The following is a 26,623-nucleotide window of genomic DNA, read 5'->3' on the forward strand; positions in this document are numbered from 1 at the left end:
TAAGAAAAGCGTCAGACGCACCTAAACACGATCGGCCGCCGCCCGCTAGAGGGCGACGGCCGATCATGTTTTGACCTGCGGTTTTACCGATTACTTGGCAGACGGACCCACGCGGACCGTGATCGTCTGGCCGTTGAGCGGCTCCTTGACGACCTCGATCTTGGTGTTGGTGTCAGTTACCTTGACGCCGGCGCGCTCGGTCTCCGGGTACCAGTACGTGCCCTTGCGGTCGTCGAAGACCGGGTTCCCGCGCTGCGAGTTCACCCACGTCGGGACGTCCGCCTTGTGGAGGAGGAGGGAGTCGGTCCGGTAGGTGCCGAAGGTGGAGTCGTACGCCTGGACGCGGTTGCGCATCAGGGTGCCGTCCTTCCACTTCAGCGGGGTGGCGTGGGAGTCGACCGGAAGGATCAGGCCCTGGCCCGGGTGGACCGCCGTGTTGTTGTCCTTCTGGGAGAGGTCCCACTTCCAGATGAGCAGACCGTTCTGGTACGGGTAGTGCTCGACCCAGCTGGACTTCTCACCCGCGAAACCGAAGTTGTACGGGCCGACCTTGAGGGTGGCGTCGTACGAGACGTACTGGCGGTTCTCCGCGATGTAGTACTGCTCGTACTCCTTGGTGAAGCCCTTGCCGACCCGCGAGAAGCCCTTGGCGGTCCAGCCGTTGTCACCGTTCTCGGCGTTGTCCGAGAAGACGGTGGCACCGTCGGCGGTCAGGGTGATGGCGTCGGCGGTGAAGCCCTTGCCGCCCGCGCCGCCGTCCGTCTGGTAGCGGAAGCGGAGGTCGAACTTCTTGCCCGCGTAGGCGTCGAGGCCGTAGACGAGCTTCTTGTGGGTGCCGGAGACGTCGGTCAGCGCCGGGGCGCCGCTGGCGTCGCGCGGGAGCGCCTTGCCGTCGGCGGTGCCGTCGAGGGCCGTCCAGTTGGCGCCGCCGTCGGTCGACACCTCGGTGTAGAGGTAGTCGTAGTCGAGCTCGATGTCGTACCAGCCCTGGAGCTCCAGGGAGGCGGACGTCCTGCCCGTCAGGTCGACGGAGCGGGTGAGGGTGTTCTTGAGGTCGTCACCCATGTTGCTCCACCACTGCGTGGCGCCCTCAGCGGGCGCGACGACGTCGGTGGTGACGGCCTTCTTCGGCAGCTCGACGATGAGCGCCTGCGGGTTCTTGGTGTTGTACTCGGCCACACCCAGCTTGTGCGTGGAGTTCCACGCACGGGCCTCGTTCGCCACCTTGGTGTAGTTGAGCCAGCCGAGCTGCAGCTTGTCCCAGGCGTTCATGTCGCCGGGCAGGTCGCCGATGGCGTCCTTGCCGCGGCCGAGCCAGGAACCGGACGACATGAGCGACCAGAAGCCGGTCGAGTTCTCGGCGCCGGGGCGGCCCGAGGTGTCGTACAGGTCCGGGAGGCCGAGGTCGTGGCCGTACTCGTGCGCGAAGACGCCGAGGCCGCCGTTCTCGGGCTGCATCGTGTAGTCGCCGACCCAGATGCCGGAGTCGCCGATCTGCGTGCCGCCGGCCTTGTTGTTCGCCGGGCCGGTCTTGCCGGCGTTGGTGCCGTACGCGTACCAGCGGTGGGCCCACAGGGCGTCGCCGCCCTGGGCGCCGCCGCCCGCCGACTCGTCCTCGCCCGCGTGGACGATCTGGAAGTGGTCGATGTAGCCGTCGGGCTCGTTGAAGTTGCCGTCGGCGTCGAAGTCGTACCGGTCCCAGAGGTCGTACTGGGCCATGTCGGCCTTGATCTGGGCGTCGGTGCGGCCCTTGGCCTTCTGGTCGGCGACGAAGGCGGTGACGCCGTCGCGGACCGCGTCCCAGACGTTGGCGCAGTTGCTGTTGCCGCAGTAGTTCGAGCCGTAACGGGCCTCGTTGTACTCGACCTTGACCCAGTCGGAGACGCCGCCCTCGACCGAGTACCGGCCGGACGAGGTCTTCTCGTAGTAGGTCTTCAGCGACTGCTTGGGCTGGCCGTCGGCACCCTTGCCGGTACCGAAGTACAGGTCCTGGAAGTGCTTCTGGTCGTAGTCCGCCTGCCAGGCCGTGGAGTTGTCCTTGGCACGGTCGGGCTCTTCTATCTGGTTGTGCAGCGGGCCGGGCGTGCCGCCGAACTTCGGCTTCAGCTCGTCCGTCTCGTCGTCGGCGCGGTCCACCAGGGTGGTGTTGTCCACCTTGTCGCCGAACTCGACGAGGATCGTGAAGATCTTGTCGGTCTTCTCGCGGCCGAGCTCGACGTACTTCTTGCTGTCGAGCTTGACGACCTGCGAGCCGCCGCGGCGCTCGACCTTGGCCTCGCCGTTCAGCACCTGCTCCAGGGCGGCCTTGCGCTGCTGCTCCTGCTGGTTGCTGAAGGGACCGTCGAGGTCGTGGTCCACGGCCGTCTTGTCGGCGCCGTGGTCGTGCCCGTGCCCGTGTCCGTCGCCGGCGCCGGGCGCCGGGTCGTGACGGACGTCGGCCGGCGTCACGCTGCCGTGATTGTCGGCCCAGGCGGTGGTGAAGGTCGAGGCGGTGGCGGCGGTGGCCGCGAGCGCCACGACGACTGCGGACGTTCTGATCGCCCGTCGTCTGTTGGTCACTTGATGTAGTCCTCCCCGGCGCCCTCGCCTCGGACCGAAGGTGGGGTGTCCGTCCGGCGGGGGTCGCGCGTCACAAGTGACGACATTCGACCGGAGAGAGACAAGAAAAGACAGATCTTGACTTGCACAGACCAACTGCACTATGTGGGAGGAGGATTCCGATAAACGGACGGATGGGCGGCGCACACAGGGGGAGAGTTGGGGCTTTCGTGCCCCCGTGCGCCCCTCCGTGCAACAGCACCGTGGGTAAGGTCACGCTTACCCCGCATCCGCCATGGGCATCGAGCGTCGTAGAGTCGACCCGAATGTCCGGAGGGGACGGTATCCGTCATGCAGCGTCCGAACGCCGCGCAGCTCGCCTACGGTTCGGCCACCGTCGTCCTCGCGACCGTCGCCCTCCTGCTGCTCACCCGTACGACGACCACCCTGGGCATCACGGCCATCAGCCTCGCCGGACTGCTGCTCGGCCTGCTCGTGGCGGTGACGATGCCGGTGCGGACGGCGCCCGTCAAGGTCGCGGAGCGGGTTCCCTCGCCCCGGCGGAACGAAGAGATCCGGGTACCGACCGCGCGCGTGGGCGCGGGGGCGGACACCCGGACCGGTTCGTGACGCTTCGTCCGTGATCCTTCGTCGTGACCTTCGTCGTGATCCTTCGTCGTGACCGTTCGTCCGTGACGGCTCACCGCGGGACGGACACCACCACCGTCTTCGCCGCCTTGTCGTGCAGACCCTGCTTGTAAGGCTTGTCGACCAGGATCAGGATGAGGATGAGCAGCGGCCACAGACAGGCGCAGCAGATCAGTGCCGGCAGCCACAGCACGAGGGCCCGAAGGAGCGACTGGCTCATCGGGGGCGTCGAGCCGTCGTTGAGCATCGCGACCCGAAGCTTCATCAGCTTCTTGCCGATGGTCTGGCCGTTCCTCGCCGTCATCACCGTGTCGTAGGCGACGTACGCGACGATCGTGATGAGCTGGAAGACCAGCTGGCTCCCGCCGTTGAGGCTGTTGACCGTGTCACCGAAGTCGTTGCCGTCGTCGGTCGCCCGCGTGTAGATGTCGAACGGGATGCCGATGACCGCCAGCGGGATCGCGATGATCAGCCAGTCGATGATCCGGGCGATGATGCGCTTGCCGGACTCGGCGAGCGGCGGCATCCCGGAGAGCGGATCCGTCCCGCCGTACCCCCCGCCGTAACCGCCGTACGGAGGCGGCGGAGGCATGCCGCCGTCGTACGGGGAACCGCCCCCGGGGCCGTAGGGACTACCGCCCCCGGGGCCGTACGGGCTCCCCGGCGGGGGGCCTCCCGGCGGCGGCTCGCCACCGGACGGCGGCGGGGGCGGCTGGCCCGCGGAGGGCGGCGGGGGCTCCTGGGGCCTCTTGAGGAACGGGTCCTCCTCGGGCGGCTGGCCGGGCGGCGGCTGGTCGGTGCTCATGGGGGCAGTGCATCCCGGGCACGGCGCCCCCGCAAGGAATCACCGCCCGTTCGGGGGACCCCCGTCACCGTGCCGGGGCTGACGCCGCCGTCCGGCCGACGGCTCAGCGCGCCACGAAGGTGCGGGCCGCCTTGTCGTGCCAGCACTGGCGCCACGGGCGGTCGAACAGACACCACAGGACGTTGAACACGCCGATGACCAGAAGCCCCAGGACGCTGTAGACGAGCCAGCGGCGCAGGGCCGCCCCGAACCGCGGCGGCTGGTGCGACTCGATGTCCCGCACCTCGATCCCGCACAGCTTCTTACCGAGCGTGCGGCCCCACTTGGCCGTGGGCAGCGCCTCGTACAGGACACCGATGACGAACAGCGAGGCCAGCGCGATGCCGAACTGGACGGACGTGGTCCCGTCGAGCAGCCAGACCTGGACGGTGACGCCCGACTGTCTGGCCGCCTCGATCTTGCCGTCGATGTGGTCGAGGGCCGCGGTCACGAACGGGAACGAGGCCCCGCCCACCAGCGCGCCCAGGAACACGGTGTCGATCAGCCGGGCGAGCAGCCGCCTGCCGAGCCCGGCGGGACGCGCGGAGGACTGCGCCCGGGCCGCCTGGACGAACAGGTCGTCGACGGGCGGCTTCCAGGGGACGACGGGCTGCCCCTGCTCCTGGGCGCTGCCCGGGACCTGGGCCGCGGGCTGCGCCTGCTGGGCCCATGAGGGCGCGGCGGGTGCGGGCGACTGGTGCACGGGGGTGGGCGCCTGCTGGGCGGGGGCCGGAGCCTGGGCCACGGGGGCGGGGGCGGGCTGGGGTTGGGGCTGGGCCTGAGGCTGCGTCCGCGGCGCTGGAGCAGGCGTCGGGGTGGGCGTCGGGGCAGGCGTCGGGATCGGTGTGACCGGCATCCCGCCGAGCCGCGCCGCTCCCCCGGCCGTCCGGGGGTCGGCGGTCCGCTCGGGGGTGGCCGCCCGCGCCTCGGCGGGCTCGCTCGCACCGGCGACCGGCCACTCCGCCGGGGTGCGCGGGTCGGGCGCGCCCCAGGAGACCTTCTGGTCGCGGTCGCCGCCGAAGCCGGTCTGGCGGGAGCTGTCCGCCTGCCACGCGGAGGCGGGCTCCGGGTCGGCCGGCTCCTCGTCGAAGAAGACGGGCCCGGTCTCCTCCACCGCCGGTACGGGGGCGGGGGCGTGGGCCTGTGCGGGTACGGGCGCGGACGTCCGGACCTGGGCGGGCACGGAGGTCTCGGGCCGCGCGGGAGCGGGCGCCGACGGTGACGGCTGCGACGGCTGTGACGGCTCGGGTGAGGGCTGCCGTACGAAATCAACGCGCGCCGGCTCGGGCTTTACGGGTGCGGTGTGCGCCGGCTCGGGCCGGGACTGCCGTACGGGCTCCGCGTACGCCGGTTCGGGGTGCACAGGCTCGGGCTTCACGGGTTCGGGCCGTGCCGGTGCGGGGGTCATGACCGGGGCCGGGGACGGGCCCGAGGCCAGGTTCGGGCCTGCCGGGACCGCCGAGGCGGGCGGATGCGGCGGAACCTCGCCCTCCGAGGGCGCGGGCCGGCTCGTGCCGGGAACCCACGCTCCCCCGTTCCAGTACCGGATGTACCCGGGAATGGACGGGTCCGGGTAGTACCCCGCCTGCGGTACCTCTCCGCCGCCTCCAGGAGGAGTAGCCACTGCCCCGACTCCGTTCAGTCACAACGCCTTTGATCCGCACGGCCGCGCGCCGGGCGTGCCGCGCCCAAGGAGGACAGTAACGAAGAACGTCCCCGAGGGGACAAGGAGCCCGCGAGAAAGCCCCGCCTTCGGGCGACACGTACCGGAATCGATCACTCATGGTGATGTTCGGGCCGATGGATCCCTGCCCTGGGGACGGCCGGAGAAACTTCCCGAAAAAAAACTTCCCGAAGTCGCGTAATGAGCCGTGGGTACCCCGCTCTCTCCTGGTGAAGGCCCGACCGGGGCCGGTCCGCGAGAGGAAGTACGGCCATGCAGAACACCGACAACACCACGGTCGAGCGCGAGCTGGAGCTGAAGCTGGTGCTCTCCCCCGAGCGCGCGGTCCCCGTCCCCGCCCGGCTCGCCTACCGCACGGACGATCCGTACGCCGTCCACATCACCTTCCACATCGGCACGGACCACCCCGTCAACTGGACGTTCGCGCGCGAACTCCTCGTCGAGGGGGTCTTCCGGGCCTGCGGGCACGGCGACGTCCGCATCTGGCCCACCAAGGTCGAAGGCCGCGGCATCGTCCTGATGGCGCTCTCCTCGCCCGACGGCGACGCCCTGCTCGAAGCCCCGTCCGCGCAGGTGTCCGCCTGGCTGGAGCGGACCCTGCGCGCGGTGCCGCCGGGCACGGAGTCCGAGCGGCTCGGCATCGACGACGGGCTCACCGAACTCCTGGCGACCACCGTGATCTCCGACGAGCTGTGGCTGCGCGACCCGTGGCCGTCGGACGAGTCGCAGGACGGCGAGCTGTGACCCGCCACCTGTCCCTCGTACCGGCGCTCTCAGAAGAGCTTTCCGGGGTTGAGCAGCCCCAGCGGGTCGAACGTCGCCTTGATCCCCCGCTGGAGTTCGAGGCCGACCGGCCCCAGCTCCCGCGCCAGCCATTCCTTCTTGAGGACGCCCACGCCGTGCTCGCCGGTGATCGTGCCGCCGAGCGCGAGTCCGAGCGCCATGATCTCGTCGAAGGACTCCCGCGCGCGCCGCAACTCGTCCTCGTCGGTGTGGTCGAAGCAGACCACGGGGTGGGTGTTGCCGTCTCCGGCGTGCGCGCAGACCCCGATGGTCAGGTCGTATTTCTCCGCGATCGCCGACGTGCCGTCGAGCATCTCGGCGAGTCGCGTCCGCGGCACGCACACGTCGTCGATCATCGTCGCGGACTTGAGGGTCTCCAGGGCCGTGAGGGAGAGCCGGCGTGCCTGGAGGAGGAGTTCGGACTCGGCGGCGTCCGCGGCCGGGACGACCTCGGTGGCGCCCGCCGCCGCGCACAGCTCCCCGACGGCGGCCAGGTCGGCCGTCGGGTCCGGGGTGTCGAAGGCGCACAGGAGCAGCGCCTCGGTGGTGTCGGGCAGACCCATGCGCGCCAGCTCGTTGACCGCCCGGACGGTGGTGCGGTCCATGAGTTCGAGCAGCGAGGGGGTGTGCCCGGCCTCCATGACCGCGCAGACGGCCGCGCAGGCGGCGGCCGCGGAGGGGAACTCGGCGGCGAGCGCGAGCTGCGCGGGAGGCTGCGGCCTGAGGGCGAGCACGGCCTTGACGACGATGCCGAGGCTGCCCTCCGAACCGACGAAGAGCCTGGTCAGGTCATAACCGGCGACGCCCTTGGCGGTGCGGCGGCCGGTGGTCAGGAGCCGGCCGTCGGCGAGGACGACGTCGAGACCGAGGACGTACTCGGCGGTCACCCCGTACTTCACGCAGCACAGGCCTCCGGAGGCGGTGCCGATGTTCCCGCCGATGGTGCACATCTCCCAGCTGGAGGGATCCGGCGGGTAGTACAGACCGTGTTCGGCGACGGCCCGTGACAGGACGGCGTTGATCACACCCGGTTCGACGACGGCGATCCGGTCGACCGGGTTGATCTCCAGGACGCGGTCCATCTTGACCAGGGAGAGCACGATGCAGCCCTCGGAGGCGTTGGCGCCTCCGGACAGGCCGGTACGGGCCCCCTGGGGGACGACGGGGACGCGGAGTTCGGTCGCGGTGCGCATGACGTGCCGCACCTGTTCGACGGTGCGCGGCAGCACGACGACGGCGGGGGTGCCGGCCGCGCAGAAGCTCGCCATGTCGTTCGCGTAGGAGGCGGTCACGTCCGGATCGGTGAGCAGCGCCTCGGCGGGGAGCCCGGCGCGCAGCCGCGTCAGAAGATCGTCCATGCGTCCAGCGTGGCACCCGCGGCCATCGGTGTGAACCCGCCGGGGTGGGCGCTTCGTGTGCTCTTCGTACAGGTGCGGGCGGGCGCAGAGTGAGCGCCATGAAGACGCAGAACGTGTCGAGGACGGTCCTCGCGGCCGGAGTGGGCGCGGTGCTCGCGGCGACGGCCCTGCTGTACGTCCCCGAGTTCGTCGGCCAGGCCCCGCCGCGCGCGCCGGGTCCCGCCGAGCGGGCGACGATCGCGGCCCACGCGGGCGCGCAGGCCGCGCTGCCGGACCTGGCGGCGCTGATCACCGACCGGGAGAAGTGGCTGCGCGCCCACCCGGACGACGACGCGTCCTGGGCGGAGCTCGGCGCGGCGTACACGGAGCGGGGCACCCGGACCGGAGACGTACGGGACTACCCGAGGGCCGAGCGGGCACTGCGCCGCTCCCTCGCCGAACGGCCCGCCGCGCAGGGCAACCCGGCCGCTCAGCTGGGGCTCGGGGCGCTCGCGGGGGCGCGCGGCGACTGGAGGACGGCGAAGGAGTGGGGCGAGAAGGTACGGAAGGCGGAGCCGCGGCGCTGGCCGGTGTACCCGGTCCTGATGGACGCGTACAACGGCCTCGGGGACTATCAGGCGGCCCAGAAGGCGATGGAGACCCTGGAGAGGCTCCACGCGGGCGCGGTGGTGCGTGCCCGGGCGTCACAGACGTACCGCGACCGGGGCTGGCGCGAGGACGCGGACGCGGCGGCCCTCGACGCGGCGGCGCTCGCCGAGACGGACACGGAGAAGGCGGCGGCCCTCGCGCGCATCGGTGACCTGGCGTGGGAGCGGGGCGAACCGGAGGAGGCGCTGGCGCGGTTCGGGTCTTCTCTGCGGCTCGTACGGGACCACGGGCCCTCACTCGCGGGCCGGGCGCGGGCGCTCGCGGCGCTCGGCCGCACCGACGAGGCGCTGCGGGACTGGCGGGCGGCACTGGCGAGGCTGCCGCTGCCGGAGTACGTCCTGGAGGCCGGCGAGCTGTACGAGTCGCTGGGCCTGGACGGGGACGCGCGGGCCCTGTACGAGCGGCTGCGGACCGGCACGTGGGCGCGGGGTGAAGTGGCCCTCGCCCTCCTCGACGCGGACCACGGCGACCCTGCGGCGGCGGTGGCCCGGATGCGGGCGGAGTGGGAGCGGGGGCACCGCTCGGTGCGGGTGGCGGACGCGCTGGGCTGGGCGCTGTACCGGTCGGGGCAGCCGATGGAGGCGCTCGAGTACGCGAAACGGGCCACGGACGAGGGGCTGCGGAGCGCGCTCTTCTCGTACCACCTCGGCGAGATCGAACGCGCCCTGGAACAACGGGGCCCGGCCCGCCGCCACCTGACGGAGGCGCTGCGGATCAACCCGGCCTTCTCACCGCTGCACGCCCCTCGGGCGAGGGAGGCGCTGGGGGCGGTGGGGGAGCCACCGGACGAACTCCCGAGGGACGTGCGCCCGGCACCGACGAACCCACCGGACCCGCCGGACCCGCCGAAGGCGACGCGGTAGTACACGTTCAGGTGCGGGGCCGCTCCCCGGGGTTGTGGGCATCTGTGCCGCAAGGGCGACGGCGCCGCACCGGTTGTGGGCATCTGTTCCGCAAGGGCGGAACGGGTGGGCACAACCCACAACGGCGCCGCACAACTGGTGCACGTCCAGGCCCGGAAGCCTGGGCCCGGCAAGGGGCGCCGTCCCGTTGTGCCCACCCGTCCCGCCCCAGCGGGACGAATGCCCACAACGGGGCGGACGAGCGGGCACGGGCGCAGCCCGAGAGACGGGCACGGGCACGGGCACGGGCGCAGCCAGAGCGGCGGGCAGCCCGGCGCAGCCGGCGACGGCGGGCGGCAGGCGCGACGCCGAGGCCCCGGGCGGGCCAGTAGCCCCGGGGCCTCGGCGGCGGCGGGCAGCTACAGGTTGCCGCGCTTCTCCTGCTCGCGCTCGATCGCCTCGAACAGCGCCTTGAAGTTGCCCTTGCCGAAGCCCATCGAGCCGTGACGCTCGATCATCTCGAAGAAGACGGTCGGGCGGTCCTGGACCGGCTTGGTGAAGATCTGCAGCAGGTAGCCGTCCTCGTCGCGGTCGACGAGGATCTTCAGCTCGCGCAGGGTCTCGACGGGCACCCGGGTCTCGCCGGCCCACTCGCCGAGGGTGTCGTAGTACGAGTCGGGGGTGTCGAGGAAGGAGACGCCCGCGGCCCGCATCGCGCGCACGGTGGCGACGATGTCGTTGGTGGCGAGGGCGATGTGCTGGACGCCCGCGCCGCCGTAGAACTCCAGGTACTCGTCGATCTGCGACTTCTTCTTCGCGATCGCCGGCTCGTTGATCGGGAACTTCACCTTGAGGGTGCCGTCCGCGACGACCTTCGACATCAGCGCCGAGTACTCGGTCGCGATGTCGTCGCCCACGAACTCCTTCATGTTCGTGAAGCCCATGACGGTGTTGTAGAAGCCGACCCAGTCGTTCATCTTGCCGAGCTCGACGTTGCCGACGCAGTGGTCGATGGCCTGGAAGGTGCGCTTGGCCGGCGGCTCGACGATCGGCTTCGCGGCGACGAAGCCGGGGAGGTACGGGCCGTCGTAGCCGGAGCGCTCGACGAGGGTGTGGCGGGTCTTGCCGTACGTGGCGATGGCGGCGAGGACGACGGTGCCGTTCTCGTCCTTCACCTCGTGCGGCTCGGTGAGACCGGTGGCGCCGTGCTCGACGGCGTACGCGTACGCGGCGCGCGCGTCCGGCACCTCGATCGCCAGGTCGACGACGCCGTCACCGTGCTCGGCGACGTGGTCGGCGAGGAATCGGCCGTGGTCGGTGGTGACCTTGATGACGGAGGTGAACACGAAACGGGCGGAGCCGTTGGTGAGGACGTAGCTGGCGGTCTCGCGGCTGCCGTTCTCCGGTCCGGAGTAGGCGACGAGCTTCATGCCGAAGGCCGTGGAGTAGTAGTGCGCGGCCTGCTTGGCGTTGCCGACGGCGAAGACGACCGCGTCCATTCCCTTGACCGGGAAGGGATCGGCCTTACGCGCGGTGGAGGGGGTGTGATCGATGGTCTCAGTCATGGGAGAAGCGTCGCGCTGCCCCGCAAGGTGCGCAATAGTTTGCTCAGAGGCTGGTCAATGTGTACAGCGATCGGGCAGCATCGGCGGGCGACTTGTACATGGTGACCATCGGGAGGCCCTCGTGGCGATCGATCATTTGGACGGCCGGCTGATCGTGCTGCTGGCCCGGGAGCCGCGCATCGGGGTCCTGGAGGCATCGCGCCGGCTCGGGGTGGCACGCGGGACCGTGCAGGCGCGGCTCGACCGGCTCCAGGCGAGCGGGGTGATCCGGGGCTTCGGTCCGCAGGTGGATCCGGCGGCGCTCGGCTATCCCGTGACGGCGTTCGCGACCCTTGAGATCAAGCAGGGGCAGGGCGCGGACGTGCGGGGGCATCTGGCGACGGTGCCGGAGGTGCTCGAGCTGCACACGACGACGGGGCACGGCGACATGCTGTGCCGGCTCGTGGCCCGCTCGAACGCGGACCTCCAGCGGGTGATCGACAAGGTGGTGGCCTTCGAGGGGATCGTGCGGGCGTCGACGGCGATCGTGATGGAGAACCCGGTGCCGTTGCGGATCATCCCGCTGGTGGAGCAGGCGGCGGAGGACGTCGGCTGAGTCGTCGACGAGCGAGCCGCTGCCGGCCCCCTCGCGACGCAAAGAACAAGCTGCAAAGAACCAGTTGCAAAAAACTCCTTGCAACTGGTTCTTTGCAACTCTACGCTCTGAGCATGTCCGAGCCCGAGGAATTCCTGAGCCGTCAGCTGGACCCGCGCTCCCTGCGCGGACTCGCCCACCCGCTCCGCATCCAGCTGCTGCGCGCCCTGCGCATCCACGGCCCCGCCACCGCCTCCCAACTGGCCGAGCGTCTTGGCGAGTCCAGCGGCGCGACCAGCTATCACCTGCGCCAGCTCGCGGCCCACGGCTTCGTCGAGGACGACCCGACGCGCGGCAAGGGACGGGAGCGGTGGTGGAAGGCCGGTTACCAGGGCACCACGGTCGACGAATCGCTGTACCGGAACCCGGACCCGGAGGTCCGCGGCGCCCTCGACATCTACGTGCACGAGATCGCGACCATCCACACCCAGGAACTGAGCACCTACCTCGGCACCCGGCACGACTGGGACGAGAGCTGGCTCGGCGCCTCCGACATGAGCGACTTCACCCTGCGGCTGCCCCCCGAGAAGCTCCGCGAGCTCGACCAGAAGATGCACGCCCTCATCGAGTCGTACCGAGACGTCGAGGAGGCGGACGCGCCGGACGCCGAGCGCGTACGGATCCATCTGCACGCGTTCCCGCAGCACGAGAACTGACGGAAGGGACCCCCGGTCATGCACGCCGACATCCACCTCCAGCTGCACACCCTCACCGCCGCCGAGCTCCACCGCGCCGCCGCCCACGCCATCGACGTCCCCACCGCCCCCGCCCCGCCCCTCCGCGTCCAACTCGGCTGGCGGCTCGTCGAGCTGGGTCTGCGCCTTGCCACCCCCGTGGACCGCCGCCCGGTCACCCTGGCCGCATGAGCGCTCCGGGGGGAGACAAACGGCCGCTGTTCACCGTCCTGGCCGCCAACGCCGTCTCGATCACCGGCAATTCGCTCACCCTCATCGGCGTCCCGTGGTTCGCGCTCGACACCACCGGAAGCCCTGGGAAGGCCGGGGTCGTCGCCTTCTGTGCCGCCCTGCCCGTCCTCGTCTCCGCCATCGTCGGCGGTCCCGTCATCGACCGGCTCGGCCGCCGCCGGGTCAGCATCGTCTCCGACCTGGTCTGCGGGCTCGCGCTCGCCGCGATCCCGCTGCTGCACCGCGCCGGTGTCCTGGAGTTCTGGATGCTGTGCGCGCTCATGGCGCTGAGCGGCCTCTGTCACGCGCCCGGGGAGATGGCCCGGCACGTCCTCGTCCCCGACCTCGCCCGGCACGCGGGGACGTCACTGCCCCGGGCGGCCGGCCTGTACGACGCCGTGGCGCGCGGCGCCCGGATGGCGGGCGCGGCGGCGGCCGGGCTGCTCATCGCGTTCCTGGGCGCCGAAACGGTCCTGCTCTTCGACGCGCTCACCTTCGGCGTCTCCGCGCTGCTCGTCGGCGCGGGCCTGCGCGGGGTGCCGTCGGCGGAGCCCGCGCGGGACGGCCCCCGCCTCTCCCCCGCCCGTTACCGGGCCGATCTGCGCGAGGGGTACGCCTTCCTGTTCCGCGCCCGGCTGCTCCTCGGCATCACCGTCATGGTGATGGTCACCAACGGTCTGAACCAGAGCTGGAGCGCGGTCCTCCTCCCGCTCCACGCCCGGGAGGAGCTCGGCGGACCGGCCGCGCAGGGCCTGCTCGTCTCGGTCTTCGGCGGCTGCGCCCTCGTCGGCGCCCTGCTGTACGGGGCGGTCGGGGAGCGCTTCCCCCGCCGGGCCGTGTTCACGGCGGGCTTCCTCCTGGGCGGCGCCCCGCTGTACGTCGTCGCCGCGCTCACCGACACCACGGCACCACTGCTCCTGACGGCGGCGGCGGCCGGGTTCGGCGTCGGCACGCTCAACCCGATCCTGACCACGGTCATGTACGAGCAGGTGCCCGACGAGCTGCGCAGCCGGGTCATGGGCGCGAGCACCGCCGGAGTGCTGCTCACGACCCCGCTCGGAGGCCTGTCGGCCGGTTTCCTGGTCGAGCGGGCCGGACTGACGGCGACGCTCCTCGGCATCGGCGCGGTCTACTTCCTCGCCACGCTCTCGCCGCTGCTCTTCCCCGCCTGGCGGGGCATGGACGCACCGCCCCCGGAACCCGCGTCCCGGGAAGCGGTCAGCAGGTCGGAACCTTCGACTCCTGGCCCTGCCCCAGGGCCCGCAGGGACGCCACCGCGTCGCTGAGCGCGGTGACGGGAACGAGCCGCAGCCCCTTCGGCTGCTCCGCCCGCGCCTCCGCGCACTCGTCCTTCGGTACGAGGAAGACGGTGGCCCCGTCCCGGGCGGCGGCCTGGGTCTTCAGGGAGACCCCGCCGACCGCGCCGACGCTGCCGTCCGCCTCGATCGTGCCCGTACCGGCGACGATCCGGCCGCCGGTGAGGTCTCCGCCGTCACCGTCCCCGGCGAGCTTGTCGACGATGCCGAGGGAGAAGAGCAGCCCGGCGCTCGGCCCGCCGATATCGGCGAGGTGCAGGGTCACCTTCACCTCGTCGGGGTCCTTCTTCAGATAGCCGAGGGCGGCGAGTGTCGCGGTGTCCTGCGACTTCTTCATCTGGCCGAGGTTGTGCTTCTCGATCTCGGCGTCGGACTTGCCCGAGGGGTAGACGGAGTCGTGCGGGAGCACGGCCCGGTCGGTACGGAACCAGGCGTCGGCCACGTCCCCGAGGTCCACGTCCGTGGACGGTCCGGTCGCGACGATCGTCGTCATCCGCAGCTGTCCCTCGGTGGGACGGACGGGAGCGCCGGTGACGGTGATGACCTCCCGCCCCTTGTCCTTGCCGAGCACGTCGGCGGTGGAGCCGGGCTGGGCGATCGCGTACGGCAGCGGCGCGAGACCGGCGACGGCGAAGAGCGCGGCGACGGGCAGGGCGCAGACGGCGAGCGCACGGGGGCGGGAGAGACGGGAGAGCACGCCCCCAATCTACTGGGACGCGAGCGGCCACCGGCCCGGGGGCACGGTCGCCCGTACGGGCAGGTGGCGCGCGAAGAAGGACCGCAGGAGCCTTCGTACGGCGGGTACGGACGCCTCGGGAGCGATCGTGCCGACCATGTCGGCGCGCCCTTCGGCGGTCATCAGACCGGCCTCGTGGAGCTGCGGGACGAGGGCCGCGTAGTCGGTGAAGACCCAGTGGTCGCTGTCGTCGAGCTGCCGCCGGACGACGGGCCCGCCGTGCGCGAGCAGCGCCGACCAGGACCGGTCGAAGCGGTCGTCGCGGAAGCCGTCGGTGCCGGCGAGGAGCACGGGCCGGTCCACGCCGTCGCGGGCCATGGGCAGGAGCGTGCCGTCCATCCAGTCCAGGTACCCCTCCAGGACGGCGGCGGCGGCGATCCGCCGGTCCTCGTGGAGGGCCTGCGCGACGGCGGTGCCACCGGCCGAGTGCCCGTACAGGCCGACCCGTTCGAGGCCGAGGGCGTCGAGGACGAAGCGGAGGTCGGCGACCCTGGTGTCGACCATGGTGCGGAAGGTCGCCGCGTCGATGTCGGGGCTCAGCGCCGTCGCCCGGACCCGGTCGCGTCCCGGCCGGGTGTCGGGGAACTCCACCTCGCTCGCGTCGCCCGGGTGGTCGACGGTGACGACGGTCCAGCCGTGCGAGGCGAGGTCGACCGCCAGGGAACTGCCCAGGGCGCGGGAGTCACCACCGCCGGGGCTGTACAGGAGGACGGGCCGCCGACCGGGCAGCGGCGGGGCCCCGAGGCGGGCGTGGGTGAGGGTCGCCGCCCAGTCGACACCCTCGCGCGGCAGGTGCGGGCGGATCAGCGGACCGAGGAACGCGAACACGCCGGCGGCGTCCGGGGTGAGCTGCGGCATGCGCGGGAGGCCGCAGGCGGGGGCGGCGGGTGTGAGGACGGTGACCATGACCTCCCGTACGCCGATCGCGGGCACCCAGGGGTCGGTGCGGGTGGGGTCGACGAGATGACGGACCACGGCGCCGACGGGGTACGGGCCGGTGGGCGCGGGCAGCCGGAGCACCGGCCCCGTCCCGCCGGCGGCGGCGGGAGCTGGGACGGAGCCGAGGAACAGGGCGGCGGCACCGGCGAGGGCGCCCTTGGTGACGGCACGGCGGCCGGGGGTGCGGAAGGTCATGCACGGCATCCTTGGGCGGGCGGGTGGCGCGGGCGAAGCTTGTGGTCCCATCCGAAAGGCTTGCGGTGGACAGGGGGTTGTGCGGTGCGGGTCCGATTCACGGAGGGCGACTACACACGGGTGCGGTTCGCGGCCCGGCCCTCGCCCGTGCCCGAACTCCACGCGGCGCTGCTGATGCTCGGCGCCCCGCACGAGGAGCTGCTCTTCGGGCGCTGGCGCGGCAGGCTCCTGCGTGCCCTGCCGGGCGCGGCGGAGCCCCTCGCGGACCTGGCGCCGGGCGGGGCGGCCCCGGCCTTCCTCGATGTGCTCGGCGAGACGCGGGAGGACGGCTTCGCGCAGATCCGGTCGGCGCCGCCCGCGCTCGTACGGTCCGGGATCACGCGGGTGTACGCGGGGCGGCGGCGGGTTCCGGCGTGGGTGCGGGGCCTGTACGACGGGGACGCCGAGGCCTGGCGGACCCTGGAGCGGGCCCAGCGGGCCGCGTACGAGACGGTCCTGGCGCCGGTGTGGCCGCTGGTCCAGGACCTGCACCGGGCGGAGTTCACCCGGCACGCGCTGGCCGTCGCCGAGGGGGGCCTGGGGGCGGCGCTTGAGGCGGTGGCGCCGGGGTCACGGCTGCGGGAGGGGGTCTGGTCGTGGCCGGGGGACGGCCCGGAGGTCCGGCTCGACGGACGGGGTCTCATCCTGCTGCCGACGTTCCACTGGCGTGGCGGCCCGCTGGTCCAGGACCTGCCGGAGCGGCCGGTGGTCCTCACGTACCCGGCGGGCCGGGGCCTGCCGCTCGCCCCGGCGGGCGGCGCGGCCTCCCTCGCGGGGGTCCTCGGCCGTACGAGGACGGAACTGTTGCGGGCGCTGCGGGAGCCCCGTACGACGACGGAGCTGGCGCGACGGACGGGCGTCAGCAACGCGACGGCCTCGGCCCAGACGTCGGCCCTGCGGGCGGCGGGCCTGATCACGACGACTCGCACGGGCCGCACGGTCCACCACGAACAGACGGCCCTGGGCCGACTACTGACACCGCCGTAGGGCCCCCGCTCGCCGCACCGGTTGTGGGCATCTGTTCCGCAAGGGCGACGGCGCCGCACCGGTTGTGGGCAGGCGTTCCGCAGGGCGGAACGGGTGGGCACAACCCACGACGGCGCCGCACCGGTTGTGGGCATCTGTTCCGCAAGGGCGGAACGGGTGGGCACAACCCACAACGGCGCCGCACAAGTGGTGCACGTCCAGGCCCGGAAGCCTAGGCCCGGCAAGGGGCGCCGTCCCGTTGTGCCCACCCGTCCCGCCCCAGCGGGACGAATGCCCACAACGGGGCGGACGAGCGGGCACGGGCGCAGCCCGGGAGGCAGGTGCAGCCCGATGGCATGGGCGCAGCCCGGGAGGCAGGTGCAGCCCGGTGGCATGGGCGCAGCCCGGGAGGCGGGCGCGGCCCGATGGGCATGGGCTCAGCCCGGGACGTGCCCGCGCGCGCCCCGGGCGAGCGCAGGGCCCGGCCCGTCGGACCCGCCGCGCGCCCTAGCGCAGCGCGTCCGCGACCTCTCTCGCCGCGTCCACCACCCTCGGTCCCACCCGCTCCGGCACCGCGTCCGCGAGCATCACCACGCCCACGCTGCCCTCGACACCTGTCACGCCGACGAGCGGCGCGGCGGCGCCGCTCGCGCCGGCCTCCAGTTCGCCGTGGGTGAGGGTGAAGCCCGGTTCGATCAGGCCGCCCTGCCGGGCGGCGAGGATCGCGCGTCCGGCCGCGCCCCGGTCGAGCGGGTGCCGGAAGCCGGCCCGGTAGGCGACGTGGTAGTCGGTCCAGGTCGGTTCGACGACCGCGACGGCGAGCGCCTCGGCCCCGTCGACGAGCGTCAGGTGGGCCGTCGCCCCTATGTCCTCGGCGAGCGAGCGCAGCGCGGGCAGCGCGGCCTCGCGGACCAGGGGGTGGACCTGGCGGCCGAGCCTGAGCACACCGAGGCCGACGCGGGCGCGCCCGCCGAGGTCGCGGCGGACGAGCGCGTGCTGTTCGAGGGTGGCGAGCAGCCGGTAGACCACGGTCCGGTTGACGCCGAGTTTGTTGGACAACTCGGTGACCGTCAGGCCGTGGTCGGTGTCGGCGAGCAGTTTGAGGACTCTGAGTCCCCGGTCGAGCGTCTGGGAGGTCTCCGCGGTCACGACGCCCTCTCCTTCGGAGTGAGTGGTGGGCGGGACTCTCACGGGGTCTGCGTCGCCGGTCCCGTCGGCGACGCACGTCAGAGGCCGCCGGCAGGAAGGGGTACACCGGCTGCGCTCCGCGGCGGCGCTGCCACGGGGCGAATGCTTTTGAGCCGGGACAGTAGCGACCCGCTCCGCTCAGCGGAAGACCTCGTCCAGAATCCGGGCGCGGACGACCGTATACAGACGGTTCGGGACCTTCGTCGGTCGCATGCGGGACTTCGGCGGACAAGATCGGCTTTGTCGTGCCCGTGGCGTGGAGGCCGCCCGGAGGCCGGCCGTGGGGGCCGCGGCGACGGGACCCGCGACGGAAGTCCACGAACGGCTGAGGCCCGTACGACCAGGGTCGTACGGGCCTCGGCGGCTCACCGGGACAGCGTCACCGCATCCGGGTGGCCCACTCCTGCACCTTTTTGATCCGTTCCCGGATCTGGCCGGCGGTGGCCTCCGCGCTCGGCGGCCCGCCGCACACCCGGCGCAGCTCGGTGTGGATCACACCGTGGGGCTTGCCGGTCTGGTGGACGTAGGCGCCGACCATCGTGTTGAGCTGCTTGCGCAGTTCGAGCAGTTCCTTGTGGGAAACGACGGGACGCCGTTCGGCCGGAAGCTCCAACAGGTCCGCCTCGTCGTCCGGCTTCTTGCGGCTGTGCGCGATCTGCCGGGCCTGGCGCTTCTGCAGGAGGAGCTGGACCTGGTCGGGTTCGAGGAGGCCGGGGATGCCGAGGTAGTCCTGCTCCTCGGCGCTGCCGGGGTGGGCCTGCATGCCGAACTCGGCGCTGTTGTACAGCACGCGGTCGAAGACGGCGTCGGACTCCAGCGCCTCGAACGGCAGCATGTCCTGCTCGCCGGTGTCCTCGTCCTGCTGGCGCTCGGCCTCCGCCAGCTCCTTCTCGGATTCGGCGTACGGGTCCTCCTCGCCCTGCTTCTTGGGCTTGTCGAGGACGTGGTCGCGCTCGACCTCCATCTCGTTGGCGAAGCCGAGGAGGCTGGGGATCGTGGGAAGGAACACGGAGGCGGTCTCGCCGCGCCTGCGTGAACGTACGAAACGGCCGACGGCCTGCGCGAAGAACAGCGGCGTCGAGATCGTCGTCGCGTACACGCCGACGGAGAGGCGCGGCACGTCGACGCCCTCGGACACCATGCGGACGGCGACCATCCAGCGGTCGGTGCTCTCGCTGAACTCGTCGATGCGGTTCGAGGCGCCGGTGTCGTCGGAGAGGACGACGGTCGGCCGGGTGCCGGTGATCTCGCGGATCAGCTTGGCGTACGAGCGGGCCGAGTCCTGGTCGGATGCGATGACGAGGCCGCCCGCGTCCGGGATGGACTTGCGGACCTCGGTCAGCCGCTGGTCGGCGGCGCGCAGGACGTTCGGCATCCAGTCGCCCTTCGCGTCGAGCGCGGTGCGCCAGGCTTGCGAGACGGCGTCCTTGGTCATCGGCTCGCCGAGGCGGGCGGCGATCTCGTCGCCGGCCTTGGTGCGCCAGCGCATGTTGCCGCTGTAGGAGAGGAAGATGACCGGCCGGACGACGCCGTCGCCGAGGGCGTTGCCGTAGCCGTACGTGTAGTCGGCGGACGACCGCCGGATCCCGTCGTTCCCCTCCTCGTACGTGACGAAGGGGATGGGGTTGGTGTCCGACCGGAAGGGCGTACCGGTGAGCGCGAGGCGCCGGGTCGCGGGCTCGAACGCTTCGAGGCAGGCCTCGCCCCAGGACTTGGAGTCTCCGGCGTGGTGGATCTCGTCGAGGATGACGAGGGTCTTGCGCTGTTCGCAGCGGTTGCGGTGGAGCATGGGCCGGACTCCGACGCCGGCGTAGGTGATGGCGACCCCGTCGTACTCCTTGCTGAGCGGCCCGGCGCTGTACTCCGGGTCCAGCTTGATCCCTATCCGCGCGGCGGCGGCGGCCCACTGCTTCTTGAGGTGCTCGGTGGGCGCGATGACGGTGATCTGCTGCACGACGTGGTGGTGCAGCAGCCAGGACGCCAGGGTCAGGGCGAAGGTCGTCTTGCCGGCGCCGGGGGTGGCGACGGCGAGGAAGTCTCGGGGCTGCTCCTGGATGTACTTCTCCATGGCGCCCTGCTGCCAGGCGCGCAGCTTGCCGGCGGTACCCCAGGGGGCCCGTCCCGGGAAGGCGGGAGAGAGGTGATGGGAGGAGGTGGTGGTAGTAGTCACGATCTCCGGGTTCGACGCTCGTCCAGATATGACAACCGGGCCACCTTACCGGTGCGGGTGACTCGGGACGGGCCGGACGAGGCCGTGACCTCGTCCGGTGCGGCGCGTCTCACACCGTCCGGATCAGCGCGCGAACCTGGGCAGCGAGGCTGCGATCTTGGGGACGTCAAGGGCGCCCTGGCAGACGTCCAGGACGAAGGCCTCGGCGTCGTCGACGTCGAATCCGGGGTCCAGGGGATGTCCGTTCACGTGCAGGAAGACCCAGGTCGCATACCAGGCGATGCGCTTGTTGCCGTCGACGAGGCCGTGGTTGCGGGCCAGTGACTCCATCAGTGCCGCGGCCTTCTCCCAGACGGTGGGATAGGCGTCCTGGCCGAAGACGCTCGACTGCGGGCGCAGCAGGGCGGAGTCGAGCAGGCCGTAGTCACGGACCTCACTCGCCCCCAGCCGCTCCGCGAGGTTCAGGAGTTGGGGGAGCGTGAGGAAGTGCGTCACGCAAGCCGCCGGTTGAGTTCGGCGCTGGCCTTCAGCACGTGCTCGGCCGCTTCGTCGAACAGGCGCGAGTGCTCGTCTATCGCCCTCATGACGGCGTCGTGCGCGAAGGACTGCATACTGCGCCCCTCCGCCTCGGCCCGCTGCCGCAGCGCGTCCAGCTCTTCCTCGGTGAACCTGACATTCAGAGCAGCCATGACGCCATGGTACCGCGTGGTACCACATAGTGTCAGGGCCTTTCCGATGCCGCTGGCCTCCCCCGCTCCGCCCCCAACCGCGTAGCGACCCACGCCCCCACCGCCGCCACCGCCGCCATCGGCAGGAAGACCGCCGCGAAGGCCGCCGGGTGGGAGCCCGTGGACGCGTCGGCGGTGACCGCGTGGCCGACCGCGCCGCCGCCGAGGGCCGCGAAGGCCGCGCCGCCCGCAGCGAGGAGGAGGACGTTGGAGAGGCCGTCGGAGATCTGCAGGGCGGCCGAGTTCGCGCCCACCTCGTCGGGCGCGGAGAGCTTCATGAGCAGCACGCTCGTCGAGGAGATCACGGCTCCCATGCCAAGGCAGCCGAGACCCCAGGCCGCCGCGAGCACCCATACCGGCACCGCCGTGATCAGCACGCTCGGGGCCACCGCGATGGCGAGGGCGACGAGGACCATGCCGAGGACGACGAGCCGTTCGCGGTACGGCTCCGTCCACGGCCGCGCCTGGATGTACGAGCCGAGCGCCCAGGTGAGGCCGCCCAGGGCCAGGGAGAGGCCGGCGAGGGTGGGGCTCAGGCCCCGCTGGGTGACGAGCATCAGCGGTACGAAGGACTCGGCCGCGATGAACGCGCCGGCGGCGATGCCCCGGAGCAGGACCACGGAGGGCAGGCCGCGGGCCGCCCGCCAGGTGCCGTGCGGCAGCAGTCCGCGGACGGTGGGCACGAGGAGCGCGGCGCCCGCGGCGGCCGGGAGCAGCGAGAGCCAGCGCAGCTCCTGGCCGCCGTACTGGAGGAGCGCGGCACCGGCGGAGAGGCCGAGCGCGAGGCGGATCCGGCGGCGGTCCCAGGGGACGGCGGGGGCGTCCGGGTCGGCGGGGCCCGAGGCGGTGCGGCGTATCGCGGGCAGGGCGAGGGCCAGCGGGAAGACGACGAGGGCGGGGATGCCGAGGAAGACCCAGCGCCAGCCGAGGTGCTCGGTGACCGTTCCGGAGGCGAGGGGTCCGACGACGGAAGGGACGACCCAGCTCGCGGCGAAGGCGGCCATGATCGCGGGCCTGAGGTGTTCCGCGTAGGCGCGCCCGACGATCACGTACAGCGCGACGATGACGAGGCCGCCGCCGAGGCCCTGGACGGCGCGGCCGAGGATGAACAGCCACATGGCGCCGGCGGTCCCGGAGAGGAGCAGTCCCGCGGCGAAGGCGCTGATGCCGGCGGTCAGGGGCGCGAGGGGGCCCTGCCGGTCGGACCACTGTCCGGCGAGGACCATGCCGAAGAGGCTGGTGGTGAAGTACGCGGAGAAGGCGAAGGCGTAGAGGGAGACGCCGTTCAGCTCGCGGGCGGCGACGGGCATGGCGGTGCCGACGGCGGTCGCCTCGAAGGCGATGAGCAGGACGACGGAGACGATGCCGATGCTGAGCGCCCGATGGGCCGGGTCGAGAAGGGACCCCTGGGTGGCGTGGTCGGCGGCACGGGGTCCGGGATTGCCGGCGACGTCATCCGCGTCGGCACCGACGTCGGCGTCACGGGGTTCGAGGGCGCTCATTTCCCCAGAGTAAGTGGTGAAGCGCTGAATGACCCCTGTCAGGAGTCCCGGTGCCGCTCAGCCCTTGGACGTACGACCGTGAACGCGGTGTGGCAGCGGTATTGCAGTCGCGTGGCGCGGCCCCCGGAACCCTTGAGCCCCTCCCGGCCCCCGCCCTACCGTCGTACTCGTTGCACCACACGACCGTGTGCCCGAGTGGTTGAGGGGCCGGCCTGCAAAGCCGGTTACGTCGGTTCGAATCCGATCACGGTCTCCAAGCGATCTCGCTCACGGGATCTTCACAACCACCCACCGGGTGTGCGAAGGTCCGCCGCATGAGCGATCAAGGCAGACGCAAACTGGGCGTCCTCGTGGGCGTGGGCGCCGCCGGAGCCCTGTTGCCCGGCATCACCCTGGGCACGGAGACGACGGCAGCCGTCCTCTCCGTCCTCGTCGCCACGCTGGTGATCACGGTGCTCACCCAACTGATCCACATCGGCCCGTCGGCCCGCGTCCCCCTCCCGATCCTGACAGCCCTCGGCCTCGCCGGCTTCGCCCAGGACGCCCTCATCTGGTGGCTCCTGTCCTGGCTGGGCCCGAAGATCTCGGACCTACGGGTCGAGGGCCTGGCCACGATCCTCCTCGCGGCCCTGATCACCCGGGCGACGGTGCTGCTGCTGTCGCAGCTGTCCCCGGCCGCCGAGACGGCCGGGGACTGAGCCAGGAGGTCAGCGGGGCAGCAGCTTCTCATGCACGGTGACCTTCTCCGCACACCCGAGCAGCTCCCGGGTGCTCTCCGCCAGCGCCTTCAGGAGCTGATCCGTGGACACGGACCGGTCCGTGCGGTCCGTATCGGCCACGGAGACCTGGAGCGGCAGCTCCTCGCCCTGTCCGGCCCGGGTGCCGGGGACCGTGCACGGCATGATGAGGGGGTGGCCGTCGAGCCCCTCCCGGCGGTCGAGGTAGACGCCCTTCGCCACCTCGCGGAAGTCACGCGAGTGCTTCCCGTCGGTCACGAAGGTCACGTCGTACGTCGACCAGCCGACCGTGGCGTTGACCCAGGCTTCCTTCCCGTCGACCCGGCCCTCGATCTGGCAGGGCCGGAAGGTCGTTCGTGAGAGCTTGTCCGTGTCGGGATCCCAGGCCTGCGCCTCTGCGAGCATCCGCTCCTTCATCTCGGTGAGCGAGCGGTCGTGCGGCTGGAAACCACCCCCGAGATCGGTTCGGAGCGCCTCGACGTTCCGCTCCCCGACGAGCAGCTCACACACCCCCGGAGCGGCTGCCGACGCGGAGCTCTCCCCATCGGTGCCCCCGCCCGCGCCCGCGCCCGCGGAACAGGCCGACAGGGCGAGCGACACGGCGACGATCCCGACCGTCCTCACGCCTCGCACCCCTCCTGGACCGCCCATGTCACTTCGGCAGCAGCGAGGTGGGCACCGTGACCGCGTTCTCGCAGCCGAGCCGCTTCTGCGTGTCCCGCAGGAGAGGCGTCAGCAGGCTCCCGGCCAAGGCTTCCTCGTCGTCGCCGATCCCTTGGCTTCGCGCCGACACCTGGAGCGGCAGTTCCCGCTCCTGCCCGGCGGCCGCTCCGGGAACCCGACAGGGAATCACGGCGACAAGGGCGGTCATCGGCTGCTGCTCCCACTGGACGTACACGTCCTCGGCGACCTTGGTCCACTTCCGTTCCTTGTCGTCCACGGTGACGGAGTCCATGGTGAGGACGGACCACTGGACCCGCGCGTCGACCCGCTTGACGTTCTCTCCGTCCGCCGTGGACATCCGGCACGGCTCGTACTTGGAACGTGACAGGTCCTCGCTCCCGGGGACGTACGCCCGCGCTTCCTTGAGCATCGACTCCCGGACGTCCTCCAAGGGCCGGCTCTCGGCCCGGAAGTCGGAGTCGCCCAGGGCCGCGCGAGCCGCGGACACGCCTTCGGCTCCGAAGACCTCCTCGCAGACCTTCAGCGCGGTCGCCGTCTCCGGGGCGGCCCCACCGGACTCTCCTTCCCCGGAGCACGCCGTCAGTGCGAGCGACAGCACCGCGACGAAGGCGGTCGCGGCGCCCCATGTCTTCCTCGTTCTCTGCGTCACTTGTTCCTCGTCAGGTTCTGGACGTCCAGGCGGCCCGCGTCGTAGGAGTGCTCGACCGCCGCCATCAGGTCCCGCCTCTCCTGTTGTGTCATGCCGTGCGTCTCGGCCAGGTTCAGGAGGGGAACGGCCGCGGCGGCCTCCCCCGCCTTGCTCACGTCCAGGACGGCACCGTCGGCCTCGTCGTCGTTCTTGTACTCGTTGTCCTTCAGGTACTGCAGTGTGTCCGCGGCGTAGCCCGTGCTGACCGTGGATCCCACGGTCTCCATGACCAGCGGGACAGCGGTCGCCGCCACGAGACCGGCGGCAGGGCCGAGGACCACGGCCGAACCGACGCCGACCACCACGGCGACACTGCCGCTGACGGCCGATTTACGCCACTCCGCCTGCTGCTCGAGCGCCAGGTTCTTGGCGTCTTCCTGATCCTTGTAGTCCATGGAGATCTGCGCGACACGCGATTCGTCGAGGATTCCGTGGACCTTGGTGGCGTTGTGCGCGAAGCTGAGGGCGGAGTCCTTGTCACCCTCCAACGCCTTGATTCCACTGGCCTCGAAGACCTGCTGCGCGGCGGACATCGTCTTGTACCCGTCCTCGTCGCTCGCCACGGCGTTCATGAACCGGAGGCTCGCTGCCTCCCCGAAGTCCGTGCGGGAGCTGCCGTCGCTGCTCGCCGGGAAGAGCTGGTCCCTGCCCAAGGAGTCGCCTGTGCCACCGAAGTTGTACGTCGAGTAGTTCAGGTCGTCGATGTAGGCCGCGCCCATGTTGCCCAGGCTGTCCATCAACGGCTTGTGCTGCTCGCGCAGTTCGGTGTTCGTCCCGTACGAGTCGATGACCTGCTTCATGATCTCGGCGGACTTCTCGTCGCGGTGCAGCTGCGGGGTGGGGTCGTCCCAGCCGTGGCCCGTGGTCGCCGCCTCCAGGGCGTGGCCGAGGGCGTCCGGCATGTACTCCGCGGTCTTCTTCCAGTCGTCCGGGTTGTGCCCCTCGATGTCGGGGAAGAACTCGTACTCCTTGTTCTGGAAGTACTTCAGGTAGCCGTCGTTCTGGTTCCCGTCCTTCTTCGGGTCCAGGTCGATCGTCCCGCCGACACTTCCGTCCTTGTTGTAGGACGTCGGCTCCTTGGAGAAGTACTCCTTCGCCGCCTCCGGGCTGTGTCCAAGGGCTTCCAGCATCGAGACCATCGGGTCGAAGCCCGAGCCGTTGACGCCCGACGGGTTGTACTGGTTCTTGAGCCAGCCGCCGCCCATCGGCTTGCTGTCGGCGAACATGTACGGGTCCTTCGCGTGGAGCTGTGTCACGTGCTCCGCGATCGGGACCAGGAACTTCTTGTCGTAGTCGCCGTAGCGCATGATCCCGCCGAGCAACTGGTACCCGAACGCCGGGTTGTTGTCGTACTTGACCAGCGGGATCCGCTCCGTGCCCAGCTTGCGCATCTCCGTCGACCACTTGTCGGTCCACGCGTCGCCGCCCTGCGTCGCCGTCGCCAGGTTCATGCCCAGGTTCTTCTGGAGGTCCTGGACATCGGCGAGGCGCTGCTTGTCGACCTTCGAGTAGTCGTACGTGTCCGTGGACAGCTGGCCGAAGAACTCCAGGGCACCCTTCGGGCCGAGGCCGTCGTAGAAGGTGCGGGAGAACTCCTTCGAGGCGCTGTTGTCCTTCAGCAGCTCGTTGAGGCGCATCAGCTCCTCGTGGGAGATGTCCCGGCCCTTCTTCGCCAGGTCGACGGCGCGCTGCGCCTCCTCGGCGTCGAGGCTGGTGTACTTCGGGGCGCTGAAGTTGTGCTTGTCCCCGGTGATGTTGGCCTTGAGCGCGTTGGAGCAGGACACGTCGGCGTCGTCGCAGGTCTCGACGATCGCGTCGATCCGCCGCTGCATCGCCTCGATGTCGGCGCGCTCCTTGCGGACCATGTCCTGGAAGTCGGGGTCGTGCCGCATCCCCTGGTCCTTGGTCGAGGACAGCGGCTCCACGGCCTCGACCGTGCCGCTGGAGGTCACCCTGAAGCGCTTGGCCGGCGCCTCCGTGTCCACGATCTTCTTGAGCTCGTCCTTCGCCTTCTTGAAGGCGTTGTAGCCGTCCTCCAGGACCTTGTGGATGCCGTCCGCCGCCTTGGCCGCGTCGTCGAACTCCTTCGCGGTCTTGTCCACGAACGGCTTCGTGACCTCGGCGTTCACCCCGCGCCAGTAGTCGTCCTTGGCCTTCGCCGCCATCGTCGTACGGGCGTCGTCGGCGAGGGTGCCCAGCTTGCCCTTCATCGCGGCCCAGTCGTCGGCCGCGGCCTTCATCTTGTCCAGGGGCGCCTGGTACACGTTGTCAAAGGTCAGCACAGCA

At 71.4% G+C, this 26,623-nt stretch carries 24 protein-coding genes, 1 tRNA gene and 1 pseudogene; 10 read left to right on the forward strand and 16 right to left on the reverse strand.

The window, feature by feature from the left end:
- Nucleotides 1–90: 90 nt before the first annotated feature.
- Nucleotides 91–2,559, reverse strand: a complete 2,469-nt coding sequence (locus ACZ4VK_RS05330; protein ID WP_468348612.1) for an immune inhibitor A domain-containing protein — start codon at nucleotides 2,557–2,559, stop codon at nucleotides 91–93.
- A 330-nt stretch (nucleotides 2,560–2,889) separates the two neighbouring features.
- On the opposite strand from ACZ4VK_RS05330, the gene ACZ4VK_RS05335 reads away from it, so the two are divergent.
- The gene (locus ACZ4VK_RS05335; protein ID WP_468348614.1) at nucleotides 2,890–3,168 is read left to right on the forward strand and encodes a hypothetical protein; all 279 of its coding nucleotides are present in this window, start codon (nucleotides 2,890–2,892) and stop codon (nucleotides 3,166–3,168) included.
- Between the two features lie 70 nt (nucleotides 3,169–3,238).
- Here ACZ4VK_RS05335 and ACZ4VK_RS05340 read toward each other — a convergent pair whose 3' ends face one another.
- From ACZ4VK_RS05340 to ACZ4VK_RS05350, 3 genes and pseudogenes are all read right to left on the reverse strand, one after another.
- Nucleotides 3,239–3,991 (reverse strand): RDD family protein, encoded by a 753-nt coding sequence (locus tag ACZ4VK_RS05340; RefSeq protein WP_468348616.1) that lies wholly within the window; start codon nucleotides 3,989–3,991, stop codon nucleotides 3,239–3,241.
- 103 nt (nucleotides 3,992–4,094) lie between these two features.
- A complete protein-coding gene (locus ACZ4VK_RS05345) occupies nucleotides 4,095–5,408 on the reverse strand; it encodes an RDD family protein (protein ID WP_468348882.1) in 1,314 nt (437 codons plus the stop codon).
- A gap of 126 nt (nucleotides 5,409–5,534) precedes the next feature.
- Nucleotides 5,535–5,654, reverse strand: a pseudogene (locus ACZ4VK_RS05350) (DUF2510 domain-containing protein); the annotation flags it as partial.
- A gap of 312 nt (nucleotides 5,655–5,966) precedes the next feature.
- Between ACZ4VK_RS05350 and ACZ4VK_RS05355 the strand changes: the two are divergent.
- Nucleotides 5,967–6,458, forward strand: coding sequence for an SsgA family sporulation/cell division regulator (locus ACZ4VK_RS05355; RefSeq protein ID WP_468348618.1), 492 nt, complete (start codon nucleotides 5,967–5,969; stop codon nucleotides 6,456–6,458).
- 29 nt (nucleotides 6,459–6,487) lie between these two features.
- Here the strand turns inward: ACZ4VK_RS05355 and ACZ4VK_RS05360 are convergent, their stop codons facing one another.
- Entirely contained in the window at nucleotides 6,488–7,855 is a 1,368-nt protein-coding gene (locus ACZ4VK_RS05360) for an FAD-binding oxidoreductase (protein WP_468348621.1), read from the reverse strand.
- Nucleotides 7,856–7,953: 98 nt separating this feature from the next.
- Here ACZ4VK_RS05360 and ACZ4VK_RS05365 point away from each other — a divergent pair, with 98 nt between their 5' ends.
- On the forward strand, nucleotides 7,954–9,366 hold the full coding sequence (locus ACZ4VK_RS05365; protein ID WP_468348623.1) for a tetratricopeptide repeat protein: 1,413 nt from the start codon (nucleotides 7,954–7,956) through the stop codon (nucleotides 9,364–9,366).
- A gap of 398 nt (nucleotides 9,367–9,764) precedes the next feature.
- Here ACZ4VK_RS05365 and hppD read toward each other — a convergent pair whose 3' ends face one another.
- Nucleotides 9,765–10,910, reverse strand: coding sequence for a 4-hydroxyphenylpyruvate dioxygenase (hppD, locus tag ACZ4VK_RS05370; RefSeq protein WP_468348625.1), 1,146 nt, complete (start codon nucleotides 10,908–10,910; stop codon nucleotides 9,765–9,767).
- 121 nt (nucleotides 10,911–11,031) lie between these two features.
- Here hppD and ACZ4VK_RS05375 point away from each other — a divergent pair, with 121 nt between their 5' ends.
- The 4 genes from ACZ4VK_RS05375 to ACZ4VK_RS05390 all read left to right on the forward strand — a co-directional run bounded on the left by ACZ4VK_RS05375 (nucleotide 11,032) and on the right by ACZ4VK_RS05390 (nucleotide 13,735).
- Complete coding sequence (locus ACZ4VK_RS05375; protein ID WP_468348627.1) at nucleotides 11,032–11,505, forward strand: Lrp/AsnC family transcriptional regulator; 474 nt, start codon at nucleotides 11,032–11,034, stop codon at nucleotides 11,503–11,505.
- Between the two features lie 113 nt (nucleotides 11,506–11,618).
- The gene (locus tag ACZ4VK_RS05380; protein ID WP_468348629.1) at nucleotides 11,619–12,200 is read left to right on the forward strand and encodes an ArsR/SmtB family transcription factor; all 582 of its coding nucleotides are present in this window, start codon (nucleotides 11,619–11,621) and stop codon (nucleotides 12,198–12,200) included.
- 18 nt (nucleotides 12,201–12,218) lie between these two features.
- Complete coding sequence (locus ACZ4VK_RS05385) at nucleotides 12,219–12,410, forward strand: hypothetical protein (protein WP_468348631.1); 192 nt, start codon at nucleotides 12,219–12,221, stop codon at nucleotides 12,408–12,410.
- Entirely contained in the window at nucleotides 12,407–13,735 is a 1,329-nt protein-coding gene (locus ACZ4VK_RS05390; protein ID WP_468348633.1) for an MFS transporter, read from the forward strand. Before ACZ4VK_RS05385 ends, ACZ4VK_RS05390 begins: the two co-directional genes overlap by 4 nt.
- Here the strand turns inward: ACZ4VK_RS05390 and ACZ4VK_RS05395 are convergent.
- Together ACZ4VK_RS05395 and ACZ4VK_RS05400 are read right to left on the reverse strand one after the other, a co-directional pair.
- Nucleotides 13,668–14,462 (reverse strand): S16 family serine protease, encoded by a 795-nt coding sequence (locus ACZ4VK_RS05395; RefSeq protein WP_468348635.1) that lies wholly within the window; start codon nucleotides 14,460–14,462, stop codon nucleotides 13,668–13,670. The genes ACZ4VK_RS05390 and ACZ4VK_RS05395 overlap by 68 nt on opposite strands.
- Nucleotides 14,463–14,471: 9 nt before the next feature.
- Entirely contained in the window at nucleotides 14,472–15,635 is a 1,164-nt protein-coding gene (locus ACZ4VK_RS05400) for an alpha/beta fold hydrolase (RefSeq protein WP_468348637.1), read from the reverse strand.
- A gap of 84 nt (nucleotides 15,636–15,719) precedes the next feature.
- Here ACZ4VK_RS05400 and ACZ4VK_RS05405 point away from each other — a divergent pair, with 84 nt between their 5' ends.
- Nucleotides 15,720–16,661, forward strand: a complete 942-nt coding sequence (locus ACZ4VK_RS05405) for an ArsR/SmtB family transcription factor (RefSeq protein WP_468348639.1) — start codon at nucleotides 15,720–15,722, stop codon at nucleotides 16,659–16,661.
- Nucleotides 16,662–17,147: 486 nt separating this feature from the next.
- On the opposite strand, the gene ACZ4VK_RS05410 is transcribed toward ACZ4VK_RS05405, so the two are convergent.
- The 5 genes from ACZ4VK_RS05410 to ACZ4VK_RS05430 all read right to left on the reverse strand — a co-directional run bounded on the left by ACZ4VK_RS05410 (nucleotide 17,148) and on the right by ACZ4VK_RS05430 (nucleotide 22,228).
- The gene (locus ACZ4VK_RS05410; RefSeq protein ID WP_015033894.1) at nucleotides 17,148–17,789 is read right to left on the reverse strand and encodes an IclR family transcriptional regulator; all 642 of its coding nucleotides are present in this window, start codon (nucleotides 17,787–17,789) and stop codon (nucleotides 17,148–17,150) included.
- Between the two features lie 418 nt (nucleotides 17,790–18,207).
- The gene (locus ACZ4VK_RS05415) at nucleotides 18,208–19,998 is read right to left on the reverse strand and encodes a DEAD/DEAH box helicase (RefSeq protein WP_468348642.1); all 1,791 of its coding nucleotides are present in this window, start codon (nucleotides 19,996–19,998) and stop codon (nucleotides 18,208–18,210) included.
- A gap of 123 nt (nucleotides 19,999–20,121) precedes the next feature.
- Entirely contained in the window at nucleotides 20,122–20,493 is a 372-nt protein-coding gene (locus ACZ4VK_RS05420; RefSeq protein WP_468348644.1) for a type II toxin-antitoxin system death-on-curing family toxin, read from the reverse strand.
- The gene (locus tag ACZ4VK_RS05425; RefSeq protein ID WP_468348646.1) at nucleotides 20,490–20,687 is read right to left on the reverse strand and encodes a plasmid mobilization protein; all 198 of its coding nucleotides are present in this window, start codon (nucleotides 20,685–20,687) and stop codon (nucleotides 20,490–20,492) included. The genes ACZ4VK_RS05420 and ACZ4VK_RS05425 overlap by 4 nt, the downstream gene beginning before the upstream one ends.
- 32 nt (nucleotides 20,688–20,719) lie before the next feature.
- Complete coding sequence (locus ACZ4VK_RS05430; RefSeq protein ID WP_468348648.1) at nucleotides 20,720–22,228, reverse strand: MFS transporter; 1,509 nt, start codon at nucleotides 22,226–22,228, stop codon at nucleotides 20,720–20,722.
- Between the two features lie 181 nt (nucleotides 22,229–22,409).
- On the opposite strand from ACZ4VK_RS05430, the gene ACZ4VK_RS05435 reads away from it, so the two are divergent.
- Both ACZ4VK_RS05435 and ACZ4VK_RS05440 read left to right on the forward strand, forming a co-directional pair.
- Nucleotides 22,410–22,484 (forward strand) — tRNA-Cys (locus ACZ4VK_RS05435).
- A 58-nt stretch (nucleotides 22,485–22,542) separates the two neighbouring features.
- Nucleotides 22,543–22,926, forward strand: coding sequence for a hypothetical protein (locus tag ACZ4VK_RS05440; protein ID WP_468348650.1), 384 nt, complete (start codon nucleotides 22,543–22,545; stop codon nucleotides 22,924–22,926).
- Between the two features lie 9 nt (nucleotides 22,927–22,935).
- Here the strand turns inward: ACZ4VK_RS05440 and ACZ4VK_RS05445 are convergent, their stop codons facing one another.
- The 3 genes from ACZ4VK_RS05445 to ACZ4VK_RS05455 are packed head-to-tail and all read right to left on the reverse strand — an operon-like array spanning nucleotide 22,936 to nucleotide 26,619.
- Nucleotides 22,936–23,589 carry a hypothetical protein gene (locus ACZ4VK_RS05445; protein ID WP_468348652.1) on the reverse strand — a complete coding sequence of 218 codons (654 nt, stop codon included), beginning with the start codon at nucleotides 23,587–23,589 and terminating at the stop codon, nucleotides 22,936–22,938.
- A 28-nt stretch (nucleotides 23,590–23,617) separates the two neighbouring features.
- Nucleotides 23,618–24,298: a hypothetical protein gene (locus ACZ4VK_RS05450; protein ID WP_468348654.1), complete on the reverse strand. Its 681-nt coding sequence runs from the start codon at nucleotides 24,296–24,298 to the stop codon at nucleotides 23,618–23,620.
- Nucleotides 24,295–26,619, reverse strand: a complete 2,325-nt coding sequence (locus ACZ4VK_RS05455; protein WP_468348656.1) for a hypothetical protein — start codon at nucleotides 26,617–26,619, stop codon at nucleotides 24,295–24,297. The genes ACZ4VK_RS05450 and ACZ4VK_RS05455 overlap by 4 nt, the downstream gene beginning before the upstream one ends.
- Between the last annotated feature and the right edge of the window lie 4 nt (nucleotides 26,620–26,623).

The sequence above is a fragment of the Streptomyces sp. NPDC028711 genome, from assembly GCF_055565415.1.